Raw genomic sequence first — 22,017 nt, 5'->3', positions numbered from 1 at the left:
GGTGACCAAGTGTGACCGACCTCGAACGAGCGACGCGAGGCACGTCCACCGAACGGATTATTCCCTGAGGAATTATTCCTAAGGTAACTTCGACTGCGGTCGACGTTGTCGACGGCCCGTCTCAGCCTTCGCGGGTTCGAGCAAGACCGAGGCGGGTCAGGTGGTCCGGCCTGCCGTATGCGCTCCCCTCGCATCGGTGGTGTCCGGGCCACCTCGCAGACAAGTGGCGCTTCGCACGACCGCGGGTTCGCCCGCGTGCCGATCTATGCAGCTGGCGAACGTCATGCAGCCCGGACTAGCGGGGAACTGCCGGAGGTGCGTTATGCCGACTGAACTGCTGATCGGCCTGGGACTGGTGGGGGAGCTGCGGCACGCAGTTCCCGCTACGGCACCTGCCTTGTGCCTGGCCGACCGCTCCGGGTGGAGGCTGCGATGATCTCCGGACTCACGCCTCCCGAGCGCTTCCGGTGGCTACCGTACGACGGCGCTCGCCATGCGGTGCCGCGTGAGTTGACGATGCCGGGCTTGAGCGGAACCACCCTGTGCGGCGAGCCCGTGGTCATCCCGGATGCGGCGCCGCCGAAGTACCCGGACGGAATGTGGCCAGAGTGCGTGGCGTGTGACCGGGAGTGGCGCACGCGGACCGGTCAGCAACCGCGACCCGTTCTACCTCCGCCCCGCAGCATCCTTGACGAGCCGCGGCCTGCGCGTATGCGGCGTCCGAAGACCGGAGTCTGCTCATGACGAACGGCGTTCTGGAGAAGATGTTGCGCGACGAGTTGACGCGCGACTTGGAACAGCTCGGCACCGTCGCAGCCGACGGTGACGACGCTTCCGTTCTTTCCATCGCGAGGCGCGACATGCCACGCCTCGTCGCTGCCCTGATTGCGTTGGTTGATCAGCACAAACCGGACGCAGACGGACGCTGTCGAGAGTGCCGGCGCGGCTGGTGGAAGCGCCTACCGGGGCCGTGCCGAATGCTGCTCGCCGTCCGGCTGGCCTGGACGTTGAACGGCCCGAAGCAGCAGGAGTCGAAGGCGCGTGTGTGCTCCGCGTGGAGGCCAGGCAGGGCGAGCCGGTGATTACCGTGGCGGCGTTGGAGATCCTGCTCGAAACCGAGGGCTACGAAAGCCATGCCTTCCCGGTGGACTACGTCGGGGAGATACGCAGGGCGGAGTGCGGCGCGGAGTACGGCGCCGATCAGCTGGGGCCGACAGGTGACACGACGCCCGAGTGCGAAAAGTGCCAGCTTGCATATGGCACGTACATCGCGCAGAGGCTTGAGGAGCAGGTCCCCGTGACGCAGGCCCGGCTTCGGGACATGCTGGATGACATGCCGGAAGGGGCGTGGACGTCGTGAGTGACGGCTTCGACCGGTTCCCGGATGTGCGCGCCGTGTTCGCCACGACGCGCCTCACCGACCTCGCCCAAAAAGCCGAACTCCTTGACGGCCCAACCCAGACACGGATTGTCCGTGTGCTCACGGCTCGCAGCAAGGTTGTCCGCGGTTGGGCGACGGCGGAGCGCCGTGCGGCGGTACTGCTGTCCCTCGGCCTCTCGCTGAACGTCGTTGCGATCCTGTGCGTCGCTACCGGGGCGTACTCCCCGTGGGCAGTTGTCGCCCTGGTTGTCGGAACCGGCGCGTTGAGCGCCGCCGCGCTCTTTTTGTGGCGCGGCAACCAGGACGCCTTAGCGTTAGCCATCGGCACCTACGTCGATATCACCCCGTGGCCCGAGCAGAACGGCGACGCGGTCGAGTAACTGTCCATTCTGGACATCCTTCTTCCCTTGGGAAAGTTGTGCGTTCGCTTACAAAGGTCAACGAGTCGGTGCGCTCCGCGTGGTTGCGCAAGGTCGGCGTGGAGCTACGGGCCCATCGAGAGCGCAGGGGCGTGAACGTCGAAGACATGTACGTCAAAGGGCCATCTCGCCTGTGGAGCATCCCCGTGGCTGATGTTGTCGGCCTTGAGTCTGGACGTCATTGGGTCTCATTGACCGACCTGTTCGGACTGTGTGACTTCCTCGATGTCGATATGTGGGGCCTGCTCTGCGACAGCTACCGGTACGTGTTGGACGAGAAGGGACAGCTTCCTCCGTCGGCGTTCGAGAAGAGCCCAAACGTCTTCAGTGTCGCGATGGCGTACCTGTGGGTCGGCCTGCCAACGTCCACTCTGGCCTTTGTCCAGTGGTGTTGCCGAACGCCACTCGATTGCGTGTGCGGCGCTGACTGTTCCTGCGAGTGTGAGGGCTGCCATCTCAGCCTTCGCCAACGCCGGGCACTGATCCGGACATGGCGCCTGCGGCCCGCGAATCTGAACGAGCTGGCGTTACCGGCGGACAACGATCCGCATCAGGTGTCCACCAGCGACTGACGAAGGCCTCACGTGTACCACGACGTTGACCGAAACTCCTACCGCCGCGCGATGGCGGACACGCTAAAGACGCTCCAGGAGCACTCTGGCCTGACCTACAACGAGACGGTGAAGCGTGCGCGCCTGGGGCCGGGCGCGCTCGGCAAGTTCATCCTTGCCGACAAGGTGCCGTCGATGGAGACGCTCGCCCGCCTCTGCGCGGCCCTCGACGTAGGCGTCTTTTGGGTGCTCGTGCAGGTCTACGAAACATGCCTTGCAGCGCAAGGAAAATTGCTTCCGGTCGACTATGACGACGTTCCCGGCCGTCACGAGCTGGCCGCCGTGCTCGCCTTCGTCGGGGCTCCGGTCTCGGCGATGTCCTTCGCGCACTGGTGCTGTAACAAGGCCTTCGGGTGCCGGTGCGCGCCGCAGTGCACGTGCTCCTGCGCCGGCTGCCATCTCACGGCAGAGGAGCAGGAGCACATTTTCGAGGTCTACCGCCTGTCGCCGCCTGCCCCCGGCTGACAGGCGCTGCCGGGGCAGGGCTCTCCAGGGAGGCCCTGCCCCTCCTTATCAATCACATCCGGCCAGGAGGACTCACGATGACATCCACGCCAAGGCGCACGCCCAAGCCCAAACCCAGGACGCTTGACCTCTCGCCATTGGAGCGCGAGAAGTACCTCGCGGGACTTGTCAGGCGTTACAAGAGCGGGGAGAGCATCCGGCACATCGCCGAGAGCATCGGCCGCCCGTACGGAACCGTTCACCGGTGGCTGTCCAAGGGCGGCGCCCAGTTCCGGCCCCGTGGCGGCAGCAAGCAGAAGCCGATCCCGACGACGTCTCCGATTCCGACGACGTCGTCGCTGGTCGACACGCGCGGATGCTGATCTCATGGTGGCTGACCTACCGCCTCTACCGCGACGAACGCGCGCTGTGGGTCGCCGATGCGAAGGCCGACGGGCTCAGCCTGCCGCAGATCGCCGTCTCGCTCGGCCTCCCGGAAACGCACATCGGCACTGTGCACCCCTGGTTGGTCCGCGGCCGATACCTCCAGTACCGAAGAGCGCTGCCGGGAAACGAAGGAGGAGACCAAGTTGACTGCCACTGTGGACTACACGCGCCACGGCGACGCCGACCTGGTCGCGTTTGTACGCGCTGGGACCGTGGGCGCGTTCGGTCCGTTGTACGAGCGGCACGTCACCGCGGCGACACGTCGCGCCCGCTATTTCGCGCGTTGCAGCGCCGAGGCTGACGCGCTGGTCTCTGACGGCTTTATGCAGGTACTAGAGGCCTTGCTTGCCGGTGGAGGGCCGACCGAGTCGTTCAGCGCGTACCTGTGGAGGACGATCACGAACCTCGCGTTCGCCCGCTCGCGGAAGTTAGCGCGTGAGGTTCCCACCGAGGCTCCGCCGGTTGACGATGCTGATCGCGGGCATGTGCGTCAGGAATCCTTCTTGGACCTGGCAATCGAGGGCGTCGTGGACCGTGCGCTCGTAGTGCGCGCGTTCGCGAGGTTGCCCGGCACGTCGCAGCAGGTCCTTTGGTACACGGAGGTTCTGAACATGTCCCCGGCCGAGGCGGCACCGATTCTGGAGATCGCTCCGGGAGCCGTTGCGGCCCGCGCGCATCGGGCTCGTGACGACCTCCGTACAGCGTGGCTTGCCGCGCATGTTGACACCGTCAGGCCGGCGGGACGCTGTAAGGCCATTGTGGACGAACTGGGCGGATGGGTCCGTCAGACGTTACGCACCCGGCGCAGATCCGCGGTGGAACAACACCTCGGCGGCTGCCTGCGTTGCCGCAAGCTTGTCGCAGAGCTGGCGACGCTGAACGCCATACCGCCAGCAATGCCCGCTCGTATCCACGGGGCGCGCTCGGCATAGCAATACGAACATCGGCGAGCACGGCCTTCACAACCCCGTCGTCCAGTTGTGGGGTGGCGTTGCTGCCGCTGGCGGCAAGAATCGCGGCGAAGTCGTGCAGCTTGACGTTGATATGTAGGGAGATCTCGGGCAGCACGGTGAACGTCAGATCGTCGTCGCAGGGGTCAGGAGCGTGATCATGCCCTTGGCCTGCTCGATGACCGGCCGTGTGGCAGCGATCTTGCGCAGGTCCTGCAACTCGGTTCGGCGGCGGTCTGAGGCTCGGCATGACGTAACGACCGGCCACGGGCACCCGCGACTGTTCCGAGTGAGAGGCCCCAGCTCCAGCTAGCCGGCAGACGGCCTGGAAGGCGTCAGGTCATCTGCTGCGTGAGCACGACGCTGAAGGCTCCGATGATCAGGAACGGGCCGAGCGGTACATCATGACTGGGCCTCGATGGTCGACTGATGCGTAGCACGAGCAGGGCGAGGGCAGCGCCGAACCAGCCAACGAGCGTGCCGACCAGAATCGCAGACAAGCCGAGCCACCCGAGAGCAAGGCCCAGTAGAGCTGCGAGTCGGAGGTCTCCACCGCCGAGCTGGCCGGGTTGAAGGAAGTAGAGCGCTCCGTAGAACGCGAGTAGGACGAGCATGCCAACTCCGGACCGGAGGAGCGGGTACGCGTCGCGGTTGAGCAGGGCAGCCATGCCGAAGAGTGCAGCGAGGACGATTCCGCCGGGCCAGATGAGCTGGGTGGGTAGCGTGCGGGAGTTCCAGTCGATCGCGGCCAGCGGGACACCAACCGCGGCGAGCCAGGAGTAGGCGAACAGGTCGGGTACGGCGCCGATGCGCCAGGCCAGTGCCGAGAACGCGACCGCGGTGACCACTTCGAGTAGGGCCGGTGGCGAGAGTCGCTCGCACCCTGGCGGGAGAAGTGAGCTTCGCTGGATGGCGATCCGCAGGACGCTGGCGATGACGAGTCCGACCAGGCCCCAGCAGCCGATGCTGGCCGCGGTCACTGTGGTACTCGCGTCGTTCGCGTGCTCGCGGATGTGGCAGAGCTCGTCAAGGCTGTACCCCCTGTGGCCCTCTTGTTGCAGCCTTCCGGTGTAACGAGCCTATTGCTGGGTGCCATTTGGACACGGCGGCATTAACCCATTTGGGCGAAGTTTGCCTGGTTTTGGCTGTTCCGACACTTGTGTCCCTTCATAGGGACATTGCGGTCTCCTAGGGGGCGCCAGGTAGACGTGGGGAGTACCACACTAGATCGAAAGGACTTTTCGCAGATCGGAGGGGGTGCACGTGGTCGGGGGCAACGTACACGGCCGCAACGGCTGGCGCAGGGTGGGATTGGCGGTTGTTGGACTCGCGGTGCTGACGTTGGCGGCCTGTAGTTCGAACTCGTCTTCGACGCCTGGGGACACGACTGGGGCGGCAACGCCGCCACCGACGACCAGCGTTCCGCCGTCGTCGGCTTCTCCTGCGGACACCGCGCGTCAACAGGCGACGGCTGCCTACACGGGCATGTGGCGGCAGATGGCCAAGGTGGGCGAGACCGCGGATTGGCAGTCGCCTGAGCTTGCGAAGTACGCGACTGGCGACGCGCTCGGGGTGATCAATCGCAGCCTGTACACCGATCACCTCAACGGTGTGGTGTCCAAGGGCGCGCCGACGAACAACCCCCAGGTGTCCAGCGCGGAACCCGCTGCGAATCCGACCACGGTCATGATCTCGGACTGCAGTGACAGCTCGAACTGGCTGAAGTACAAGGACGGCCAGTTGCTCAATGACGCACCGGGCGGACGGCGCTCGATCACCGCGGAAGTCAAGAAGCAGCAGGACGGCACGTGGAGGGTCACCCGCTTCGCCGTGGAGGGGGTGGGTTCGTGTTGAAACGTTTGGGAGTTGCGGTCGGCCTGTCTGCGACCGTGATGCTGGCAAGCGCGTTGCCCGCGTTCGCGGACGACGGGTACGGGTTTACCGACTGCACCCAGTACCCCAACCCTGGTTGTGAACTTGGTGCAGGCAAGAACCCTCGGCCCGGAAACGGTAACCAGGGCAACGGGAACAGCAAGCCGAATCCTGGCAACGGCAATCCTGGCACGGGGCAGTCCAATGCCAATGGCGACACGATCGTCGGCGGTATCACCAATCTGGCCCAGTGCGGCTACGTGCGCAGTGACTACCAAGGCCCGCCACCGGGAGGCGTGCAGCCGGCGGCCTTCCATGTTCCGCCGAAGACCGGTGCGGTCACGGCGGTGCCTGCGGTGTATCGGCCGCAGCGCGAGTCGGCCACCGTGCAGTTCGCGGTCGCGCAGCCGCGGTTCGCGCAGGCTCAGCCGCCGTCCGGTGCTTGGTACGTCTACAAGTGCACCGGGCCCGGCTTCGCGGATGCGCTGTACCGGCCGCCGGTGTGGATCGCGGATGGCCAGCCGGGTCCGGTGCCGTTGCCGTCGCCGGCCGAGCTCGCGGCGCAGGCGCGGAACCAGTTACGGCTTCCTGCTCCGAAGATCAAGGCGAACCCGGCGGGCGAACAGCTGGTCAGCCTGCCGACGTGGTTGTGGCTGGACCGCAGCAGCTGGGGTGACGTCTCGGCCACCGCGTCGGTGCCGGGCGTGTCGGTGACTGCGGTCGCGAGGCCGACCTCGGTGACGTGGTCGATGGGTGATGGCGGCTCGGTGACCTGTACCGGCCCTGGCTCGCCGTTCCCCGCCGGTGGTGACCCGAAGAGCGCCTCGCCGGACTGCGGCTACACGTACAAGACGTCTTCGGCCGGGCAGCGCGCCGACGCGTTCCCGGTGACCGCGACGGTGAACTGGACTGTGACGTGGTCGGGCGCGGGCCAGGGCGGCACGTTCCCGAACATGACGACCTCGGCCTCGGTGGCGTTCCGCGTGGCGGAGAGCCAGGGAATCGCGACCGGCTGAGCGAAGCCTCCCGCCTCACGAGGGCGGGCGTGCACAACGAAACACCCTGTTGCGAACAAGGCACGTCGAACACCCGAGTCGACGCGTCGCGATGGCGTCATGCCTGAAGGAGGTCGGTGGTGACCACTACCGCAGGTTCGACCAGTACGGACACGACGACGCAGAAACCAGCGTCGCCGAACGCGTGGGCCGGCCGTGACGGCAAGACTCCTTCGCGTTTGAGCGGCAGCGGCCGGCGCCGAAGCGTGCCCTACCTGTTGCTCGGTGTTCTGCTGGTCCTGGTGTGCGCGGCCGGCGGTGTGTTCGCCGGAATGCAGCTGGGTGACCGAGAAAGCGTGCTCGCGCTGGCCCGTCCTGTTGCCGTAGGCCAAGTTCTGACAGCGCAGGATCTCAAGCAGGTCAGCATGGCCGCAGACTCCGGCATGGACGTGATGCCCGCATCGGCTGCGTCCACAGTGGTGGGTCAGCCGGTTGCGTTCAGCCTGCCCGCTGGCTCACTGGTGACCCGTTCGGTGCTCGGCGCGCCGCAGATTCCGGCGCATGGCAAGGCAATCGCCGCCGTGGGGCTGAAGCCGGGACAGTTCCCGCCCGACCTGTCGCCCGGTACCACCGTCGCGGTCCTCACGACTCCGGGGCAGGGCACGACGACCGGAACGTCGACCGGTTCCGGGCAGACGTCGTCGTGGACCGCGGTGGTGACAGGCATTGCCACGCGCGAGACCGAGCAGACCACGGTGGTGTCGCTGCAACTGTCCGAATCGGATGCTCGCGCATTGGCCTCGGCCCCGGCGGGACAACTCAGTCTGGTCGCGATCGCGGGAGGAGGCCGCGGATGCTCATCGCCGTCTGCTCGCTGAAAGGATCGCCAGGCGTGACCACCCTGGCGACCGCGCTCGGCGCCCGTTGGCCGGGCCACGAGAACCCGATCGTGGTCGAGGTCGACCCTGCCGGCGGTGACCTGATGGCCCGCTTCCGGCTGCCCGACACACCGGGCCTGGTCAGCTTGGCCGCGGCGGCACGAGGCCGTAGCGGTGCCGATCCGAATCTGCTCGTCCAGCACACACAGCTTCTCCCCGGTGGCCTGCGGGTGGTGCTCGGCCCGGTCGGTGCCGAACAAGCTCGCGCCGCCCTGACGGTGCTGGCCTCGGGCCCGTCCTCGCCACTGCGGCGGGCCACAGACCAGCCGGAGCCCACGGTCATCGCCGACTGCGGCCGGGTCGATCCGGACTCACCCGCCTTCCCGATCATCCGCAGCGCGGACGCGATGCTGCTGGTCGCCCGCCCACATGACGACGAGCTCGCGCACGTCGCGCTCAAGCTGCAGGCCGCCCAGCAGTGGTCACGACGCCCGTGCTTCGTCCTGGTCGGCGACGGCTACCCGACCGCGGAGGTCTCCCAGGCGCTGCGCATCCCGGTGATGGGTCGCGTGCCGCGCGACGACAAGGGCGCCGCGGTGCTGGGTGGCCAGGGCACCGGCCGACGTGGGCCCGACAAGTCCGCGCTGGGGCGGGCTGCCGCCAGGATCGCACTCAACCTTTATGCGCACGGGCACCAGCCGACCGGCAACGGCGCCCGTGCCCCGCACCTGCGGCTGGCCGTTCCGGGTGAGCCGGTCTCGGGTGCGGCGCTGCAACCGCTCGGGCCGCAAACCCGTAACGGGGCGACGCCATGACGCGGCCTGACATCGGTGATCCGCGCCTGGCGGCGTCGACCAACGGCGCCGGCCCGAACCCGGCGGCCCAGCACACGCCTGGACCAGCGGATCTTCCACACCGGCCCGCCGGGGAAGCCGCCGCGGTGGAACGGCTGCGGCAGCACCTGCGCGAGGAGTTGTCCACCCAACTCAGCCAACGCATCCGGGCCGACGAGACCGCCGGCCGCCCGCCGATGGACGCCCCAGCACGCCGCCGGCTGGCCGAGGCGATCCTGACCGACGCGGCCGAGGCACACGCCCAAGCCGAGCTGCGCAACTCCGCCACCGGCGGGATGCTCGTGGCGCCCGAGGTCGAGCAGCGCCTGATCCGCCAGGTCCTCGACGAGGTCTTCGGCCTGGCCGGTCTGGAACCGCTGCTGGCCGACACCGACATCGAGAACATCAACATCAACGGCGACCGTGTCTTCGTCAAGTACGCCGACGGCCGACGCAAGCGGTTGCCCCCGGTGGTCGGCTCGGACACCGAGCTGATCGAGCTCATCCGCGACCTGGCGGCCCGCTCTGGCGTGGAGGAGCGCCGCTTCGACCGCGGCAGCCCGATCGTCAACTTCCAGCTGCCCGGTGGCGAGCGTGTCTCGGCGGTCATGGCGGTCACCGCACGGCCGTCGGTGTCGATCCGCCGGCACCGGTTCACCACGGTCACGCTGGCCGAGCTGCGCGAGAACGGCACCATCGACCTCGCGCTGGAGAGCTTCCTGAAGGCCCTGGTGCGGGCCAAGCGCAACGTCCTGGTCACCGGCGGCACGGCGATCGGCAAGACCACCCTGCTGCGCGGCCTGGCCTCGGCCATCCCGCCGTGGGAGCGGCTGATCACCATCGAGGACGTCTTCGAGCTCGGCCTCGGCGAGGACGCTGAGGCACACCCGGATGTGGTGGCGCTGCAGGCCCGCGAACCGAACATCGAGGGCCAGGGCGAGATCTCGCTGTCGGACCTGGTGTGGCAGTCCTTGCGCATGTCGCCGGACCGGGTCATCCTCGGCGAGGTCCGCGGCCCGGAGGTCATCCCGCTGACCAACGCGATGTCCATGGGCAACGACGGCAGCATGGGCACCCTGCACTCCTCCAGCAGCCAGGGCGCGTTCACCAAGCTGGCCGCCTACGCCGTGCAAGGCCCCGAGCGGTTGCCGATGGAAGCGACCAACCTGCTCGTCGCCGCGGCGCTGCACTTCGTGGTGCACCTGGAAAAGCCCCGCGACGACCCGAGCAAGCGCGTGGTGTCCTCCATCCGGGAAGTCGTCGGCGCCGACGGCGCCCAGATCATCAGCAACGAGGTCTGGCGCCCCGGCCCGGACCTGCGCGCCGTACCGGGCGCGCCGCTGCGCACCGACACCGTCGACCTGCTCGTCGAGGCGGGCTACGACCCGGACCTGTTCGAGCGGCGCGAAGGGTGGTGGACGCCATGACCACGACCGCCGCCCTGTTCGGCCTGCTCGGTGCCGGTGTGGCCGTCGGCGTCCTGTTCATCGCCGCCGGACTGCGCGGCCGACCCGCCCGTCCGGCGACGCCGTCACGGCTAAGCGCTTGGCTGGCCGCACGGCATGACCGCAAGCGGGTCGGCTGGCTCGTCGTGGCCCTGCTCGCCGGCCTGGCCGTCGGCGCGGTCACCGGCTGGGTGGTCGCCGCCATCCTGACCGCGCTCGCGGTCGTCGGCCTGCCGCGGATCGTCGGCTCGAACGTCGACCACAAGCGCCACCTCGAACGCATCGAGGCGATCGCCGGATGGACAGAGATGCTGCGCGACACCCTGGTCGCCGCGGCCGGCCTGGAACAGGCCATCCTCGCCACCGCCCCGGCCTGCCCCGAGGCGATCCGCGAGGAGATCACCGAGCTGGCCGTCCGGTTGGAGCGCGGCGAACGCCTCGCTCTGTCGCTGCGTCACCTCGCCGACCAGCTGCGCGACCCGACCGCGGACCTGGTGATCTCCGCGCTCGTGCTGGCCGCGGAGCACCAGGCCCGGCAGCTGGCCGACCTGCTCGGCGAACTGGCCAGTGAGGCGCGCGAGCAGGCGTCCATGCGGATGCGCGTCGAGGCCGGCCGCGCCCGTACCCGGACCAGCGTGCGCGTCATCGTGATCACCACGCTGTCCTTCGCGATCGGGCTGGTGCTGCTCAATCGCGGCTACGTCGCCCCGTACGACTCCGCGTTCGGGCAAATCATGTTGCTGTTCGTGGGCGCGCTGTTCGCGGCAGCTTTTGCTTGGCTGGCAAGGATTGCGCGGATGCGTGAGCCGGAGCGCTTCCTCACGGAGCTGGCCACGATCCGGCCCCACGACGCCGACGTGGACGTCGATGACTTGCTCACCGGGAAGGGGGCGTCGTCATGATCAGCGCGTTGTTGTGGGGCGCCGGGCTCGGCGTCGGCTTGTGGGCGCTCGTGGTGTACGTGTTTCCGCCGAGGCCGCCGCTGCGCGCTCTGGTCGACCGGTTGCACGCGACGCCCGCGCCGCCACCGATCCTCACGGCGGATTCCGACGGCTGGGCGTTGCGCGTGGGCCGTCCGTTCATCAAGCCGTTGGCCGCGCTCGGGTTGCCCAACCGCAAGCTGCGCAACGATCTCGCGGTCACCGGCAAGAGCATCGAGCACCACCTGGCCGAGAAGGCCACGCTGGCGCTGACCGGGCTGTTGCTGCCGATCCTGATGCACCTGCTGTTCGTCGTGGCCGATGTTGGTCTCGGCTGGGAAGTCCCCGCGGTCGCGAGCCTGCTCTTTGCGCTCGGTGGGTTCCTGTTGCCGGATATCAGCGTGCGGCAGGAAGCCGAGCGGCGGCGCTCGACCTTCCGGCACGCGCTGTCGGCCTACCTGAACTTGATCCGGGTCCTGCTGGCGGGCGGCGCCGGAGTCGACGGCGCGCTGTCGGACGCGGTCGGCATCGGCAAGGGCTGGGCCTTCCAACAGCTGCGCCGCGCGCTGGTCACCGCCAAGCTGACCCGCACCACCCCGTGGTCGACCCTCGGTCAGCTCGGCACCGAGCTCGATGTGCATCAGCTGTCCGAGCTGGCCGCCTCGGTCAGCCTCGCCGGCACCGAGGGCGCCCGCGTGCGCGCGAGCCTCGCGGCCAAGGCCGCGGCGCTGCGCACCCGTGAACTCACCGACGCTGAAGGCGAAGCGCAGGCCGCCACCGAACGGATGAGCCTTCCCGTGGTGATGCTGTTCGGCGGGTTCCTGATTTTTATCGGGTTCCCTGCCCTCGCGAGCGTGCTGGGAGGTCTCTGAGTTCCACAAGAACTGTCCATACCGGACCCCGGACAACAGGGGAGAAGCTGATGTTCACCGAAGTTCAGATCCTCATCGCCCGCATCCGGGCCGAGCTGGAGCGGCTGCGCCGCGACGAGGCGGGTTACTCGACCGAGGCGGTCGTGGTGACCGCGTTGCTGGCGGCGCTGGCCATCGGGGTGATCGCGATCATCGTCGTCAAGGTCACCCAGAAAGCCAACGGGATCAACCTTTAGGCCGGTGACCGCGATGTCTCGACGCCTGGGCCGACCCCGCACGCCGAACACGCGCGAGCGTCCACACCGGATGCGTGTGCGGGCGGCGTTGCGCCGGTTGCGGACGGATCAGCGTGGTGCTGGCACGGTCGAACTCGTCGTCGCCACGCCTCTGCTGTTGCTGCTGATCCTGTTGATCGCGCAGTTCGCGCTCTACATGCACGCCACCCACATCGCCCAAGCCGCTGCCTCCGAAGCCCTGTCCGCGGCACGGGTGTATGGCGGCAGTACGGCCGCGGGCAATGCCGAAGGACAACGAGTCCTTACCCAACTCGGAAGTGGCCCGCTGCAAGGAACATCGGTCAACGTTCAGCGAGGATCGACCCAAGCATCCGTGACGGTCACCGGAACCGTGATCAACGTGATTCCGTTCGTGACCTTCACGGTGCACGCCGAAACCGTTGGGCCCGTTGAGAAATTCACCCCGCCGACCGGAGCAGGGGCGGTGGCACCATGACTGCGGCACGCCGTCTTCCCGCGTTCGCGCGCTCGATGCGCGCGAGTATTCGCGCGCTGCGCTGGGACGAACGAGGCTCCGCTGCGGCCGAGCTCACTCTACTGACCCCGCTGCTGATCCTGCTGCTGTTGTTCGTGGTGTTCTGCGGTCGGCTGGCCGACACCAGGCTGCGGATCAACGACGTCGCGCACCAAGCGGCCCGCGCCGCCACCCTGGCCCGCACCCCATCGCAGGCCACCGCCAACGCCCAAGCCACCGCCAACGCAGCCTTGGTGTCCGCGGGGATCACCTGCCAGTCGTTGTCGGTGTCCACCGACACCCAGGGACTCAAGCCGGGCTCCACGGTGACCGTCACCGTGTCCTGCAGCGTCGGCCTCGGGGACCTGACCTCGCTCGGCGTGCCCGGCAGCCGGACGTTCCAATCCAGCTTCTCCTCCCCGGTCGATGTCTGGCGCGGCGATGCCCGTGAGTTCACGAATTCTGAAGCTCCGTCAGGGAGGAACTGACGTGCACACGGCGCGAATGAGCGTAGTTGGATGCGTCGGTTGTGGAACCGACGGTGGATCACGAGTCAGCTGTGGCCAAGTTGACCAGTTGGGGGTCGTCGACCGTGGAGGTGTAGCGGGTGGCGGCTTGAATGCTGAGACCGAACAGATCGACGATGCGGCGGGCATCGCCGTCGGTTGCGCGGGCTTCGTCGAGGATCCGGTCTTCGCGGATGGATGTGGCCGTCAGGCCAGGCCCGATGGTCAGTTTGATCCAGCGTTGGCCGACGGGGATGGTGCGTGCCGCTGTCCGATAGTGCAGGAAGAGGTAGGTGTTGAGACTGTTGGGCCATCGTGTGTTGCGGTAGTCGAGGTAGGCGCGCAGCCGGTTCTGGACGGGTTCGGCGAGCACGATGACGCGGCCTGCATAGTGCAATCTGCCGTCGCGGATGTCGGTGAGTTGCAGTACTCGGAGTTGCCTGGGACTCAGTGCGTGGAAGGCGATCAGAGCGACGACCAGCGCTTGCGCTGGGGCTGGGGAGTTGATCGCTTCGCGCAGCGCTGCGACGTCGGCTGGCAGCGGTTGGCGGGCTTCGGTGAAGCCCGTTTTGAGTCGGGCCATGGGGTTGGTGAACAAGACTTTCTGTCCCTTAAGGACGATGAAGATCGATTTGAGCCCTTGTCCGGCTTCTGCGCGGGGATTCCCGCTCGGCGGCAGGGTGTCGAGGATGGTGGTGCGGGAGATCTCGCGCAGCGAGTCGTGTCCAGCGGCGGCCCAGGTACGCAGTGCCGGCAGCGCCCATTGCAGGAGCAGGCGGATGGTGCCTTGGGTGCGGGGCCGTCGGCGTGGCGGGATCGGGCACCCGTTCTTCATGATGTCGAACCAGGTGCACAGCTCGCCCAGCATCGTGTCGGGCAGCCCGGCGATGTTGCGTTCGAACCACACGTCGAAGGTCGGTGTGCGGTCCTCCTCAAGGGCGCCCGCGGCGGTGAGGATCTCCAGAACTGCCCAGACTGGCAGCTCGATACCCTGCAGGGTGATGACATCGCTGGCTTGGATCGGTGCGTTCGAGTCGTCTTGCAAGCCCAGCAGGATGCGCAGGCCGTGGCAGGTGTCATCGGTGGTGCGTGGTGTCCAGCCGTGCAGAGCGGCGTGGTCGCGGGCATAGCGGTCGAGCTCGGCGGCACGGATCGGGTCCGGTGGTTGCGGCAGGCCGGCCCGTCCATGCGCAGCGAGGTCACGTCGAACACCGAACAGCACATGCTGGTCGCCCGCGGTCATCTGAATCGACGATGGCTGCGGCACTGGGTTGGTCCGCGGCGGGCGTGGAGTGTCGCGTCGGAAGGACATTCCGGCGAAGAACAGTTGCTGGCCGTCGCGGTTGGCGCCCGCCAGGTCGAGTGGCTTGCCGAATTCGCGCATCATGCTGGCCTGTTTGTGGCACAACCGGCAGCATCCTCGATCGCTGATATGCCTTGTGGCGTTGCAGATGCAGCACTTGGCGACGGTGTTGTACTGCCGTCGCCATCCGTCGCAGCCACGACACAACCACGACAGGGTGCGGGTCGCACCCCAAGCGTGACAGTCCATGCAGGACTCGACTCTGGCGATCGCCGACGGGTGGCAGCGACGACAGAGCCCGGAGGCGTAGTAGTCGATGCGGGACGCGCAGCGCAGGCAGGGCGGTGTGACGACTGGTCCGCCAGGCCAGCAGGCAAAGCAGTAGTCCACCCGCGCCATCGCGATCGGAGTTGTCTGGCAAACGACGCACAGGTTCTTACGTCCGTTGCTCACGCCGGAGGAACTGTTCGGTTGCGGCCCAGGCGTGGCGCGACCGCCGGTCCTGTTGTGCCGGCCTCAGCTGCTTGTGCCGGGCGCCGGGCGGCGACCTTGTCTGGTTCACAGATCAGCAACTCCGCCGAGTCGCAGTCCAGCACGGTGCAGATGACGTCCAGGTCGTCGAGCCGGATCGAGGTCGGGGTTCCGGTCCAGAGCGCGGACATCTTGCCCGCGCTGATCTCGAGCCCGGCCGCAGCCAGCTGTCGGCGCATCTCGGTCGACTTCCAGATTCCGCGTTCAGCGGCCTTCATCCGTAGGTTCCAGCGCATCAGCGATCTCCTTTCCGTTTCCCGTGAGCCGGGCCGCTACTCGGTCGTTGGCAGTGGCCCAAGCATGCTCGATGTGGTCGTCGTGGACGTGGATGTAGCCGGTCGTGGTCGAGAGCCACGAATGACCAAGAAGGTCCTGAATTGCTTTGAGGCCAACGCCTCTGGCATACAACGACGAGGCACAGAAGTGCCGCAGACCGTGCGGGGTGAGCCTGCCGCTCCACGCTGGCAGCCACCGGCCGACCGCCCCTGCAAGCCCGGACCGCAGCGCGTCGTCACCCGCGCGCAGACACGCGCCGGTGTAGGTGTCGCGGCGTTCGCTGGGCAGCAGTGGTGCGTCGGGGTCGTCGTAGTCGTCGCCGAACTGGTGACGCACGTCGGTGAGCCACCACGTGATCAGTGCGTTCACCGAGTCAATCGCCGGAACCAGGCGGGCTTTTGGCCCTCTGCCTTGGCTCCCTTTCCCGAAGCGCACGTGGAGCTTGCCCAGCTCACCGAGGTCCGGCCGCCAGTCGCGAATGTCGAGCATGACCGTCTCGGTGATCCGCAGACCAGCCCGACGCCACAACGACGCGGCCAGGTAGTCCCTCGCTGCGGGCAAGTACTTCCGTGCCTCGGGCAGCGCCGTACGCCACGCGGAGAACAAGGTGTCGACCTCGTCCTGGGCGGGCGGGATTCTGGACACGCCGTAGTCGGCTTTGGCAGGCCGGTTGTACTCGTCAATCGGCTGTGCCACAACGAACCCGGTCAACGCGTGCAGATCGCCTTGATACCTGAAAACAAGGAAGTCGAAGAACTGCGCCAGCTTCCATGCCTTCTGCTGCACGGTGGACTTGGCCTGCGCCCTGTCCTTGCGCAAGTACAGCAGGAACCGGTCGGCGTCTTCCGCGGTGATGGTCCACACCGGTCGTCCGACGAAGCGGGCGAACTCGAACACCGCGGCGCGGTGGTTGCTGACGTGCTTGTCGGTGATCCCTGCACCGGCCATCGCCAGCGCGTATTGATCCACCAACTCTTGTTCGTAGTCCTCTTGCTCCTGAGGCGTCCGCAAATGCCGAGGCGACCTCAACGACCGAACCTCAGCAAGCACCACGCGTACCTCGGTTCAACCAGAGCGACTAGGAGTCGCGAAGGTCGACAGTCTGTCAGGAATCCCGACGAATGGTCAGAATCGTTATGCGAACGAGCGCACCCATCCTGGCCTGCACGTGGCCATCACCAGCCAACTCGCACCGATCAACAACCGGCGGGACTTCCCACAACCGCCCCGAACGCCCAAGCGGGAGGTGCGCCATGAGGGTGGCCGCATCGCTGCGCCGCCAAGTCGGCTGCCTGCGCGAAGACCAGGACGGCCGGGTGACCGCCTTCGTCGTCATCATCGCCCTCGCCGCGCTGCTGTTCGCCGGGCTCGTGCTCGACGGCGGGCTCGCTCTGGCCGCCAAGGTCGGCGCGATGGGTGAGGCGCAGGAAGCCGCGCGGGCCGGCGCCCAGGAGATCGACCTGACCGCCTACCGCGCCGACGGCACCCTCCGCCTGGTCCCGCACCAGGCCAGCGCCGCGGCCCACAGCTATCTCGCCGCCGCAGGCCACACCGGCACCGTGTCGGTCGCCGGCAACACGGTGAACGTGACCGTCAGCATCGACCATCCGACTCAACTGCTCGGGCTGGTCAGCATCGGCTCAATCACGGTCACGGGAACCGGGCAGGCCCAACCGCAACGCGGGATCTCTGGAGTCCTCCCATGACGACCTTCACATGCTCGTACCCAGTTCAGTGCCATACAGGGGAAGGAGACCAGGATGGCGACGACTGAAGAGATCGAACGCCGTGTCGAGCAAGCCGACGCGGCCCGTAGCGCGAAGAGGGCCGTTGCGGCCAAGCGCGTCGGTGAACTCGCACTGCTGCGGGCAGAGGTGGCCGAAAAACTCGGCGACATCGAGCGAGAACTCGGTGATGTTCTTGCTGAGTCCAGCGACGTCATCAGCGTTGACGAGCTGGCCAAGTTCACCGACGTACCGGCCACCGACCTCACCCAGTGGCTCAACGGCCGCAAGACGACTCGCTCCAGCCGCAAGCGGTCCACCGCCAGCACCGCTACCGCGAAACGGGACGCGAGCCAAGCATCGTCCACATCGAACACGGCGCTGGACACCCAGCAGTCCGCGTCACCCGAGCTCGCCGGGCCTCGCAACGGCGCGGCGGACACCTCCACCCGGATTCCCACGCCGGTGACATGACGCCGCTGTCTCCGGTGGCAACCGCGGAGCCGTAAACCTGTACGTCCAAGGAATCGAGCACGCCGTGACCGCACACTCGCACTCCTCTCATCGGAAGCCGATACGGCCGAGGACAAGCCGGCCAGGCTGGTGGGCGCTCGCCATCACACTCCGGTTCGCGCGAAGTCTGCTCGCGCTCGTCGTCCTGCTCGCGCTCGTGGCGGGCTTGCCCTGGGCCCTCGTGCACTTCGTGGGTTGGCCCCTGCCTAACCACGTGCCGACGTGGGACGAGATCCAGGCGACGTTGCTCAACCCGATGAGCGCGCAGTTCCTGCTCAACACCCTGGCGGTGCTGTGCTGGATCGTCTGGTTCTTCTTCGCGCTCGACGTCCTGCGCTGCACCGTCGATGCGGCGCGCGGGATCACCTGGCCGCAGGTCCGCCCACCTGGCCCACTGCACGGGCTCGCCGCAGCCCTGATCGGCAGCATCGTGCTGACCCTGCTCGGCAACCGGACCCCGTACACGGTCCCGACCCCGACCGCCGCAGCCGTTACCGGCGATCTCGTGCCAGCCGCGGTCGTCGCGCCCTTGACGCCCGGCCTGGCCACCCAGGCAGCAGGCCCGCAGACGGCCGCGGCCGCGGCCCCGGCGACCACCTTGGTGATCGATCGTGCAGCACCTGCCCCGCCGGGCATGGTCCAGGTCACCGAGGAAGTCCGACTTCCCCGGGACGGGATCTACGACAGCCTGTGGCGGGTCGCCGAACGGATCTACGGTCCCGGCGGCGGAAGCCGTTGGCCGGAGCTGTTCCAGCTCAACCGCGGCGTGGAGCAGCCCGACGGTCGCGCGCTGACCCAACCCAACCTCGTTCGCCCTGGCTGGAAGATCACCGCCTACATCGCGGTCCCGCCCGAACAGCATCCCGGCGAGCAGCAGCCGCAGGTACCGCCCCCGCAACCACTGCCTCCTCCGACGAGCACAGCGCCGACCACGCCACCGTCTACACAGCCCGCGCCGAACACGACCCCAGCGCCGGCCACGGACCAGGCTGGCGAGCACAGCGACGACCAGGCCGAACCGGGACTGGATCTGCTGACGGGTGTGTTCGTCAGCCTCGGCCTGGCCGGAGCGATCACGACGGCCATGGTGTCGGCCCGGATGTGGCGCCGACGCTGCTACCGCGTCGGCAGCGGCGACCGCATCGACCTGCAGCGACCGATCGCGCCCGTAGTCCGCGCCCTGAGGGCCGCGCATGACCAGGACGACAGTGAACGCAGGCCCCTGGACGACGTGGAGTTCGTCGACCTCGCGTCGGCTCCACCGCGGGTCCACATCACCGCCGCCGGAGATCTGGAACCCGACGACGAACCAGTCTCCGTACCGGCGAGGGTTGGCGTGCGGGGCGATCGCGAACTCGCCCTGAACCTCGCCAGTACCCGCGGCCTCGGCCTCGCCGGACCCGGCGCCACCGCCGCTGCCCGCGCGCTCTTGCTGCACCTGCTCACCGAACAGCAGCCCGGCGACGGCATCCGCGTGCTCGTACCCGCCGACGATCTGCACCTCGTCTTCGATGGCGCCGGCGTCGAGAACCTGCCATCCACCGTTCACGTCGTCGCCACGCTCGACGCTGCCCTCGATGAGATGGAAGCGGCCCTGCTCACCCGGACTCGCCACGCCATCGAGGAGACCGAAGCCCAGTTCACCCCGGCTTCGCTCGTGCTGCTGGCCAGCCCCGCGCCCCACGCGGAACGCCGCCTGCAAGCCGTGCTCGACAACGGCTCGACCCTCGGCCTGGCCGGCGTGTTTCTCGGCCAGTGGCGCCCCGGCGCGACCGTGCGCGTCCGCCACGACGGCACCGTTTGCGCGACCAGCCCCGGTCTCGGCGATGCCCTCGCCGACACGCACATGTTTAGGCTGCCTGCCACCGATGCCACGGAGTTGCTTGCCGTGCTCCGCGATGCCGAAGGCCCCTCCGACCTGGCTACGCCGAGGCGCGCAACCGGCGACGAGCTCGCACTGTCTGCGGACGATCACGACGTTGTACCGACGCCGCCCGTCCCCGAGCAGCGCTCGGTTGACGAGATGACTCAGCTTGAGTCCACCCGCCCACTGGAACAGGAAGACAACCAGCAGACCCGACCGGCCCCGAGCCTGCAGTTGCTGGACGTTCACCCCATCCCCGTGGACGTCCAGCCGAACGGCCCGGCCTCAGCCATTCCGGACGACACCGACGAGCGCCGCACGACTGCCGAGGACGTCAAGCCAGCCGCAGGCCAGGAATCGGCCGCTGATGAACCCCGGAAACGGGACAACGGTGACGTGGCAGCACCGCAACCCCCGCTGGTTGTGCATGTGCTGGGACGCCTGCACCTGGCACTGCGCGGCGACGAGGGCGACCGCGAGCTCAGCGGCGCGCTGACCCCGAAGCAACGGGAACTGCTCGTCTACCTCGCGCTGCACCCCCACGGTGTCCGCCGCGAAGTCCTCAACGAGGCCCTCTGGCCCGACAGCCGGCCGCCGCGGCCGTACAACTCGTTCCACAACACCCTGTCCATGTTGCGCCGTGCCCTCACTGACGCCACTGACGGCCGGCTCGACAACCTCGTTCTCAACGATGACGGCCGCTATCAACTCGACGACGAACTTGTCGTCGTCGACTACTGGCAACTTCAGCACGCCCTGCAGGCGTCCAGCTCACCCGATGTCGAGGCCCAGCTGCACGATGCCGTCGAGCTCTATCAGGGCGACCTCGCCGAGGACCTGCTCGTGCCCTGGATCGAATCGTTCCGAGAGGCCACCCGACGCGACGTCCTGGACGCGCTTGGCGCACTGATCCGCGCGCACGGCGACAGTGAGCCAGAAACCATGCTCACGCTGCTGGAACGCACCCGGAAGCTCGACCGCTACAACGAGGGCGTCTACCGCGACATCATCCGCACCCAAGCCCGCCTCGATCAGTACGCTGCCATCCCGCGCACCCTCGCCCTGCTGACCACCACACTGGACGAAATCGGCCAGCGCCCCAGTGCCGACACGTTCAACCTCGCCGACTTCCTCCAGCGCCGCGGCAGCACCCGGCGGCCGGTCTCCACCAACAACGCCGCAGTCAGCTGAACCGCGTCCACCATCGCAGCGATACCTCAGTCAGACCGATCATCGCCTTGCGGCGGATCGCCGTCCTCCAGCGTCTTCTGCAGGCGCTCGATCAGATCGAGGTTCTCTTCCGCCCAGTCGATCAGTGGCCGCGCCCGGACCAGCAAGTCCGCGGCAGCCGGCGTTAGCGAGTACACCACCGACCGCGGGAAGGTCCGCTCCTCGACCCGGTCCACCAGGCCTGCGGTCTCCATCCGGCGCAGGGTGCGGCCCAACGCCCGACTCTGAATCTTGCGGACCGTCCCGGTCCACGGGTCGAACGTAGTCATGTCCTGGATGGCGGCATGAAGCTCGTTGTAATGCAGGGGCCCAGCGCTCAACGCCACCAAGATGTGCGTTAGCCATTCCCCGTTCAACATATGACGGAGATCTCGCGACCGCGCTAGGTGCCTATCATCCCCCATTCCCATGTACACCCCCAATGATCGTTCGCGACAGCCCGTCCGCACCTCGTCCCCGCAGTACAGGCGAGCCCTGAGATTCAGAGATTAGAATCGCGCCTTTCCGGTTGTGCGGGTATAGTTTTGCCCGATATCAGCGGGCCTGATGATCAGTGTCAAGGTTGTCAACGCTACGTCAAACGGGGTTCCCCGTGCAGCGTGTTTCTACTTAGGGCGGACCGGTGTCACTACATCGAGTGACCGACTAGTAGATCAACAGTACGATCGGTGAATCGCTTTGTAGCGTCCTGGCCAACTACCCGACGACGGTCCGATCCAGCTACCTGTTAGAGCGGTAGCCCTCCAGTGCGACGAAGTGCCTGTTCACTCCTGTCGTGGGGGCTACCGATGCTGCGCCCGACTCGTCGGCCGACAGGCATATGAACAGTCGTTTTGGGTGGGTGGTCACCTGTCGCATCTCTTGACCCGGTGGTCGTCTTGACTGCGATGGTCGCCATCTCCTCGTGCCCCACTCTCCACCGGGCCAGCTCTATCTGTCTTCCGTTGCCCCTTGCCCGCGCCTCCCGCTCTGCATGCTTGCTTCGCGCTGATCGACTTCCATCAATTTTGGCACCGCGTCAATCTGGATTCAAAGCAATCCCACCTTGACAAGCGCTATGCCCATCATTTGTCAACTGGTTCTCGGTTATTGAGAATTTCTCTCGGACGAATTGCATTTTGGTGGGGTTCGACTGCTGGACAGTGCAATTCCCGATCTCGGCAATTCTGCCGCCTGAATCCGAACTGTTTGCAGTAACGAGCTGTCCGGGTGCCGCTGGTCGCGTCCGCTGGGCTCCGTCGTGCCGGTCGCTG

General features: G+C 67.4%; 26 protein-coding genes. 21 read left to right on the top strand and 5 right to left on the bottom strand.

What is annotated here, in order from left to right; translation table 11 throughout:
* Positions 1 to 432 precede the first annotated feature (432 nt).
* The 8 genes from SK803_RS42525 (at position 433) to SK803_RS42490 (ending at position 4,234) form a co-directional block, all read left to right on the top strand.
* Positions 433 to 744: a zinc finger protein gene (locus SK803_RS42525; RefSeq protein WP_319971910.1), complete on the top strand. Its 312-nt coding sequence runs from the start codon at positions 433 to 435 to the stop codon at positions 742 to 744.
* Positions 741 to 1,082 carry a hypothetical protein gene (locus SK803_RS42520; RefSeq protein ID WP_319971909.1) on the top strand — a complete coding sequence of 114 codons (342 nt, stop codon included), beginning with the start codon at positions 741 to 743 and terminating at the stop codon, positions 1,080 to 1,082. The genes SK803_RS42525 and SK803_RS42520 overlap by 4 nt, the downstream gene beginning before the upstream one ends.
* 14 nt (positions 1,083 to 1,096) lie before the next feature.
* Complete coding sequence (locus tag SK803_RS42515; protein ID WP_319971908.1) at positions 1,097 to 1,360, top strand: hypothetical protein; 264 nt, start codon at positions 1,097 to 1,099, stop codon at positions 1,358 to 1,360.
* On the top strand, positions 1,357 to 1,761 hold the full coding sequence (locus SK803_RS42510; protein ID WP_319971907.1) for a hypothetical protein: 405 nt from the start codon (positions 1,357 to 1,359) through the stop codon (positions 1,759 to 1,761). The genes SK803_RS42515 and SK803_RS42510 overlap by 4 nt, the downstream gene beginning before the upstream one ends.
* Before the next feature lie 131 nt (positions 1,762 to 1,892).
* Positions 1,893 to 2,372, top strand: coding sequence for a hypothetical protein (locus SK803_RS42505; RefSeq protein ID WP_319971906.1), 480 nt, complete (start codon positions 1,893 to 1,895; stop codon positions 2,370 to 2,372).
* Positions 2,373 to 2,384: 12 nt separating this feature from the next.
* Positions 2,385 to 2,876 carry a helix-turn-helix domain-containing protein gene (locus SK803_RS42500; protein ID WP_319971905.1) on the top strand — a complete coding sequence of 164 codons (492 nt, stop codon included), beginning with the start codon at positions 2,385 to 2,387 and terminating at the stop codon, positions 2,874 to 2,876.
* Between the two features lie 77 nt (positions 2,877 to 2,953).
* Positions 2,954 to 3,238, top strand: a complete 285-nt coding sequence (locus tag SK803_RS42495; RefSeq protein WP_319971904.1) for a helix-turn-helix domain-containing protein — start codon at positions 2,954 to 2,956, stop codon at positions 3,236 to 3,238.
* 207 nt (positions 3,239 to 3,445) lie between these two features.
* Complete coding sequence (locus SK803_RS42490) at positions 3,446 to 4,234, top strand: sigma-70 family RNA polymerase sigma factor (RefSeq protein ID WP_319971903.1); 789 nt, start codon at positions 3,446 to 3,448, stop codon at positions 4,232 to 4,234.
* A 353-nt stretch (positions 4,235 to 4,587) separates the two neighbouring features.
* Here the strand turns inward: SK803_RS42490 and SK803_RS42485 are convergent, their stop codons facing one another.
* Positions 4,588 to 5,100 (bottom strand): prepilin peptidase, encoded by a 513-nt coding sequence (locus SK803_RS42485; RefSeq protein WP_319971902.1) that lies wholly within the window; start codon positions 5,098 to 5,100, stop codon positions 4,588 to 4,590.
* A 649-nt stretch (positions 5,101 to 5,749) separates the two neighbouring features.
* Between SK803_RS42485 and SK803_RS42480 the strand changes: the two genes are divergently transcribed.
* The 10 genes from SK803_RS42480 to SK803_RS42435 all read left to right on the top strand — a co-directional run bounded on the left by SK803_RS42480 (position 5,750) and on the right by SK803_RS42435 (position 13,305).
* Positions 5,750 to 6,106 carry a hypothetical protein gene (locus tag SK803_RS42480; protein WP_319971901.1) on the top strand — a complete coding sequence of 119 codons (357 nt, stop codon included), beginning with the start codon at positions 5,750 to 5,752 and terminating at the stop codon, positions 6,104 to 6,106.
* Positions 6,100 to 7,140, top strand: a complete 1,041-nt coding sequence (locus SK803_RS42475; RefSeq protein WP_319971900.1) for a hypothetical protein — start codon at positions 6,100 to 6,102, stop codon at positions 7,138 to 7,140. Before SK803_RS42480 ends, SK803_RS42475 begins: the two co-directional genes overlap by 7 nt.
* A 119-nt stretch (positions 7,141 to 7,259) precedes the next feature.
* Entirely contained in the window at positions 7,260 to 7,997 is a 738-nt protein-coding gene (locus tag SK803_RS42470; protein ID WP_319971899.1) for an SAF domain-containing protein, read from the top strand.
* A 14-nt stretch (positions 7,998 to 8,011) separates the two neighbouring features.
* Positions 8,012 to 8,812, top strand: coding sequence for a chromosome partitioning protein (locus tag SK803_RS42465; protein WP_319971898.1), 801 nt, complete (start codon positions 8,012 to 8,014; stop codon positions 8,810 to 8,812).
* Positions 8,809 to 10,257 carry a CpaF family protein gene (locus tag SK803_RS42460; protein WP_319971896.1) on the top strand — a complete coding sequence of 483 codons (1,449 nt, stop codon included), beginning with the start codon at positions 8,809 to 8,811 and terminating at the stop codon, positions 10,255 to 10,257. The genes SK803_RS42465 and SK803_RS42460 overlap by 4 nt, the downstream gene beginning before the upstream one ends.
* Positions 10,254 to 11,177 carry a type II secretion system F family protein gene (locus SK803_RS42455; protein WP_319971895.1) on the top strand — a complete coding sequence of 308 codons (924 nt, stop codon included), beginning with the start codon at positions 10,254 to 10,256 and terminating at the stop codon, positions 11,175 to 11,177. The genes SK803_RS42460 and SK803_RS42455 overlap by 4 nt, the downstream gene beginning before the upstream one ends.
* On the top strand, positions 11,174 to 12,067 hold the full coding sequence (locus SK803_RS42450) for a type II secretion system F family protein (protein WP_319971894.1): 894 nt from the start codon (positions 11,174 to 11,176) through the stop codon (positions 12,065 to 12,067). The genes SK803_RS42455 and SK803_RS42450 overlap by 4 nt, the downstream gene beginning before the upstream one ends.
* A gap of 50 nt (positions 12,068 to 12,117) precedes the next feature.
* Entirely contained in the window at positions 12,118 to 12,303 is a 186-nt protein-coding gene (locus tag SK803_RS42445) for a hypothetical protein (protein ID WP_319971893.1), read from the top strand.
* 70 nt (positions 12,304 to 12,373) lie between these two features.
* Entirely contained in the window at positions 12,374 to 12,799 is a 426-nt protein-coding gene (locus tag SK803_RS42440; RefSeq protein WP_319971892.1) for a TadE/TadG family type IV pilus assembly protein, read from the top strand.
* Positions 12,796 to 13,305 (top strand): TadE/TadG family type IV pilus assembly protein, encoded by a 510-nt coding sequence (locus tag SK803_RS42435; RefSeq protein WP_319971891.1) that lies wholly within the window; start codon positions 12,796 to 12,798, stop codon positions 13,303 to 13,305. Before SK803_RS42440 ends, SK803_RS42435 begins: the two co-directional genes overlap by 4 nt.
* Positions 13,306 to 13,363: 58 nt before the next feature.
* Here the strand turns inward: SK803_RS42435 and SK803_RS42430 are convergent, their stop codons facing one another.
* The 3 genes from SK803_RS42430 to SK803_RS42420 form a co-directional block, all read right to left on the bottom strand.
* Positions 13,364 to 14,710, bottom strand: a complete 1,347-nt coding sequence (locus tag SK803_RS42430) for a hypothetical protein (RefSeq protein WP_319971890.1) — start codon at positions 14,708 to 14,710, stop codon at positions 13,364 to 13,366.
* A 365-nt stretch (positions 14,711 to 15,075) separates the two neighbouring features.
* Complete coding sequence (locus SK803_RS42425; protein ID WP_319971889.1) at positions 15,076 to 15,393, bottom strand: helix-turn-helix domain-containing protein; 318 nt, start codon at positions 15,391 to 15,393, stop codon at positions 15,076 to 15,078.
* Positions 15,362 to 16,402 (bottom strand): tyrosine-type recombinase/integrase, encoded by a 1,041-nt coding sequence (locus tag SK803_RS42420; RefSeq protein ID WP_319971935.1) that lies wholly within the window; start codon positions 16,400 to 16,402, stop codon positions 15,362 to 15,364. The genes SK803_RS42425 and SK803_RS42420 overlap by 32 nt, the downstream gene beginning before the upstream one ends.
* Before the next feature lie 284 nt (positions 16,403 to 16,686).
* On the opposite strand from SK803_RS42420, the gene SK803_RS42415 reads away from it, so the two are divergent.
* The 3 genes from SK803_RS42415 (at position 16,687) to SK803_RS42405 (ending at position 20,725) form a co-directional block, all read left to right on the top strand.
* Positions 16,687 to 17,139 (top strand): pilus assembly protein TadG-related protein, encoded by a 453-nt coding sequence (locus SK803_RS42415; protein WP_319971888.1) that lies wholly within the window; start codon positions 16,687 to 16,689, stop codon positions 17,137 to 17,139.
* A 54-nt stretch (positions 17,140 to 17,193) separates the two neighbouring features.
* Positions 17,194 to 17,631 (top strand): SPX domain-containing protein, encoded by a 438-nt coding sequence (locus SK803_RS42410; protein ID WP_319971887.1) that lies wholly within the window; start codon positions 17,194 to 17,196, stop codon positions 17,629 to 17,631.
* Between the two features lie 253 nt (positions 17,632 to 17,884).
* A complete protein-coding gene (locus tag SK803_RS42405) occupies positions 17,885 to 20,725 on the top strand; it encodes a BTAD domain-containing putative transcriptional regulator (protein WP_319971886.1) in 2,841 nt (946 codons plus the stop codon).
* A gap of 26 nt (positions 20,726 to 20,751) precedes the next feature.
* Here the strand turns inward: SK803_RS42405 and SK803_RS42400 are convergent, their stop codons facing one another.
* Complete coding sequence (locus SK803_RS42400; RefSeq protein WP_319971885.1) at positions 20,752 to 21,123, bottom strand: winged helix-turn-helix transcriptional regulator; 372 nt, start codon at positions 21,121 to 21,123, stop codon at positions 20,752 to 20,754.
* Positions 21,124 to 22,017 lie beyond the last annotated feature (894 nt).

Source organism: Lentzea miocenica (assembly GCF_033949945.1).
Lineage (GTDB): Bacteria > Actinomycetota > Actinomycetes > Mycobacteriales > Pseudonocardiaceae > Lentzea > Lentzea miocenica.
Note: the sequence above shows the minus strand (reverse complement) of the source record. Positions and strands in the feature narration are given on the sequence as shown.

What these genes read in the sequence shown, in the direction of transcription:
- SK803_RS42430 (WP_319971890.1), bottom strand. Translation starts at nt 14,710, where the DNA reads ATGATGCGCGAATTCGGCAAGCCACTCGACCTGGCGGGCGCCAACCGC.
- SK803_RS42425 (WP_319971889.1), bottom strand. Translation starts at nt 15,393, where the DNA reads ATGCGCTGGAACCTACGGATGAAGGCCGCTGAACGCGGAATCTGGAAG.
- SK803_RS42410 (WP_319971887.1), top strand. Translation starts at nt 17,194, where the DNA reads ATGGCGACGACTGAAGAGATCGAACGCCGTGTCGAGCAAGCCGACGCG.
- SK803_RS42480 (WP_319971901.1), top strand. Translation starts at nt 5,750, where the DNA reads ATGGCCAAGGTGGGCGAGACCGCGGATTGGCAGTCGCCTGAGCTTGCG.
- SK803_RS42450 (WP_319971894.1), top strand. Translation starts at nt 11,174, where the DNA reads ATGATCAGCGCGTTGTTGTGGGGCGCCGGGCTCGGCGTCGGCTTGTGG.
- SK803_RS42435 (WP_319971891.1), top strand. Translation starts at nt 12,796, where the DNA reads ATGACTGCGGCACGCCGTCTTCCCGCGTTCGCGCGCTCGATGCGCGCG.
- SK803_RS42525 (WP_319971910.1), top strand. Translation starts at nt 433, where the DNA reads ATGATCTCCGGACTCACGCCTCCCGAGCGCTTCCGGTGGCTACCGTAC.
- SK803_RS42495 (WP_319971904.1), top strand. Translation starts at nt 2,954, where the DNA reads ATGACATCCACGCCAAGGCGCACGCCCAAGCCCAAACCCAGGACGCTT.
- SK803_RS42440 (WP_319971892.1), top strand. Translation starts at nt 12,374, where the DNA reads ATGCGTGTGCGGGCGGCGTTGCGCCGGTTGCGGACGGATCAGCGTGGT.
- SK803_RS42445 (WP_319971893.1), top strand. Translation starts at nt 12,118, where the DNA reads ATGTTCACCGAAGTTCAGATCCTCATCGCCCGCATCCGGGCCGAGCTG.
- SK803_RS42400 (WP_319971885.1), bottom strand. Translation starts at nt 21,123, where the DNA reads ATGTTGAACGGGGAATGGCTAACGCACATCTTGGTGGCGTTGAGCGCT.
- SK803_RS42455 (WP_319971895.1), top strand. Translation starts at nt 10,254, where the DNA reads ATGACCACGACCGCCGCCCTGTTCGGCCTGCTCGGTGCCGGTGTGGCC.
- SK803_RS42415 (WP_319971888.1), top strand. Translation starts at nt 16,687, where the DNA reads ATGAGGGTGGCCGCATCGCTGCGCCGCCAAGTCGGCTGCCTGCGCGAA.
- SK803_RS42520 (WP_319971909.1), top strand. Translation starts at nt 741, where the DNA reads ATGACGAACGGCGTTCTGGAGAAGATGTTGCGCGACGAGTTGACGCGC.
- SK803_RS42460 (WP_319971896.1), top strand. Translation starts at nt 8,809, where the DNA reads ATGACGCGGCCTGACATCGGTGATCCGCGCCTGGCGGCGTCGACCAAC.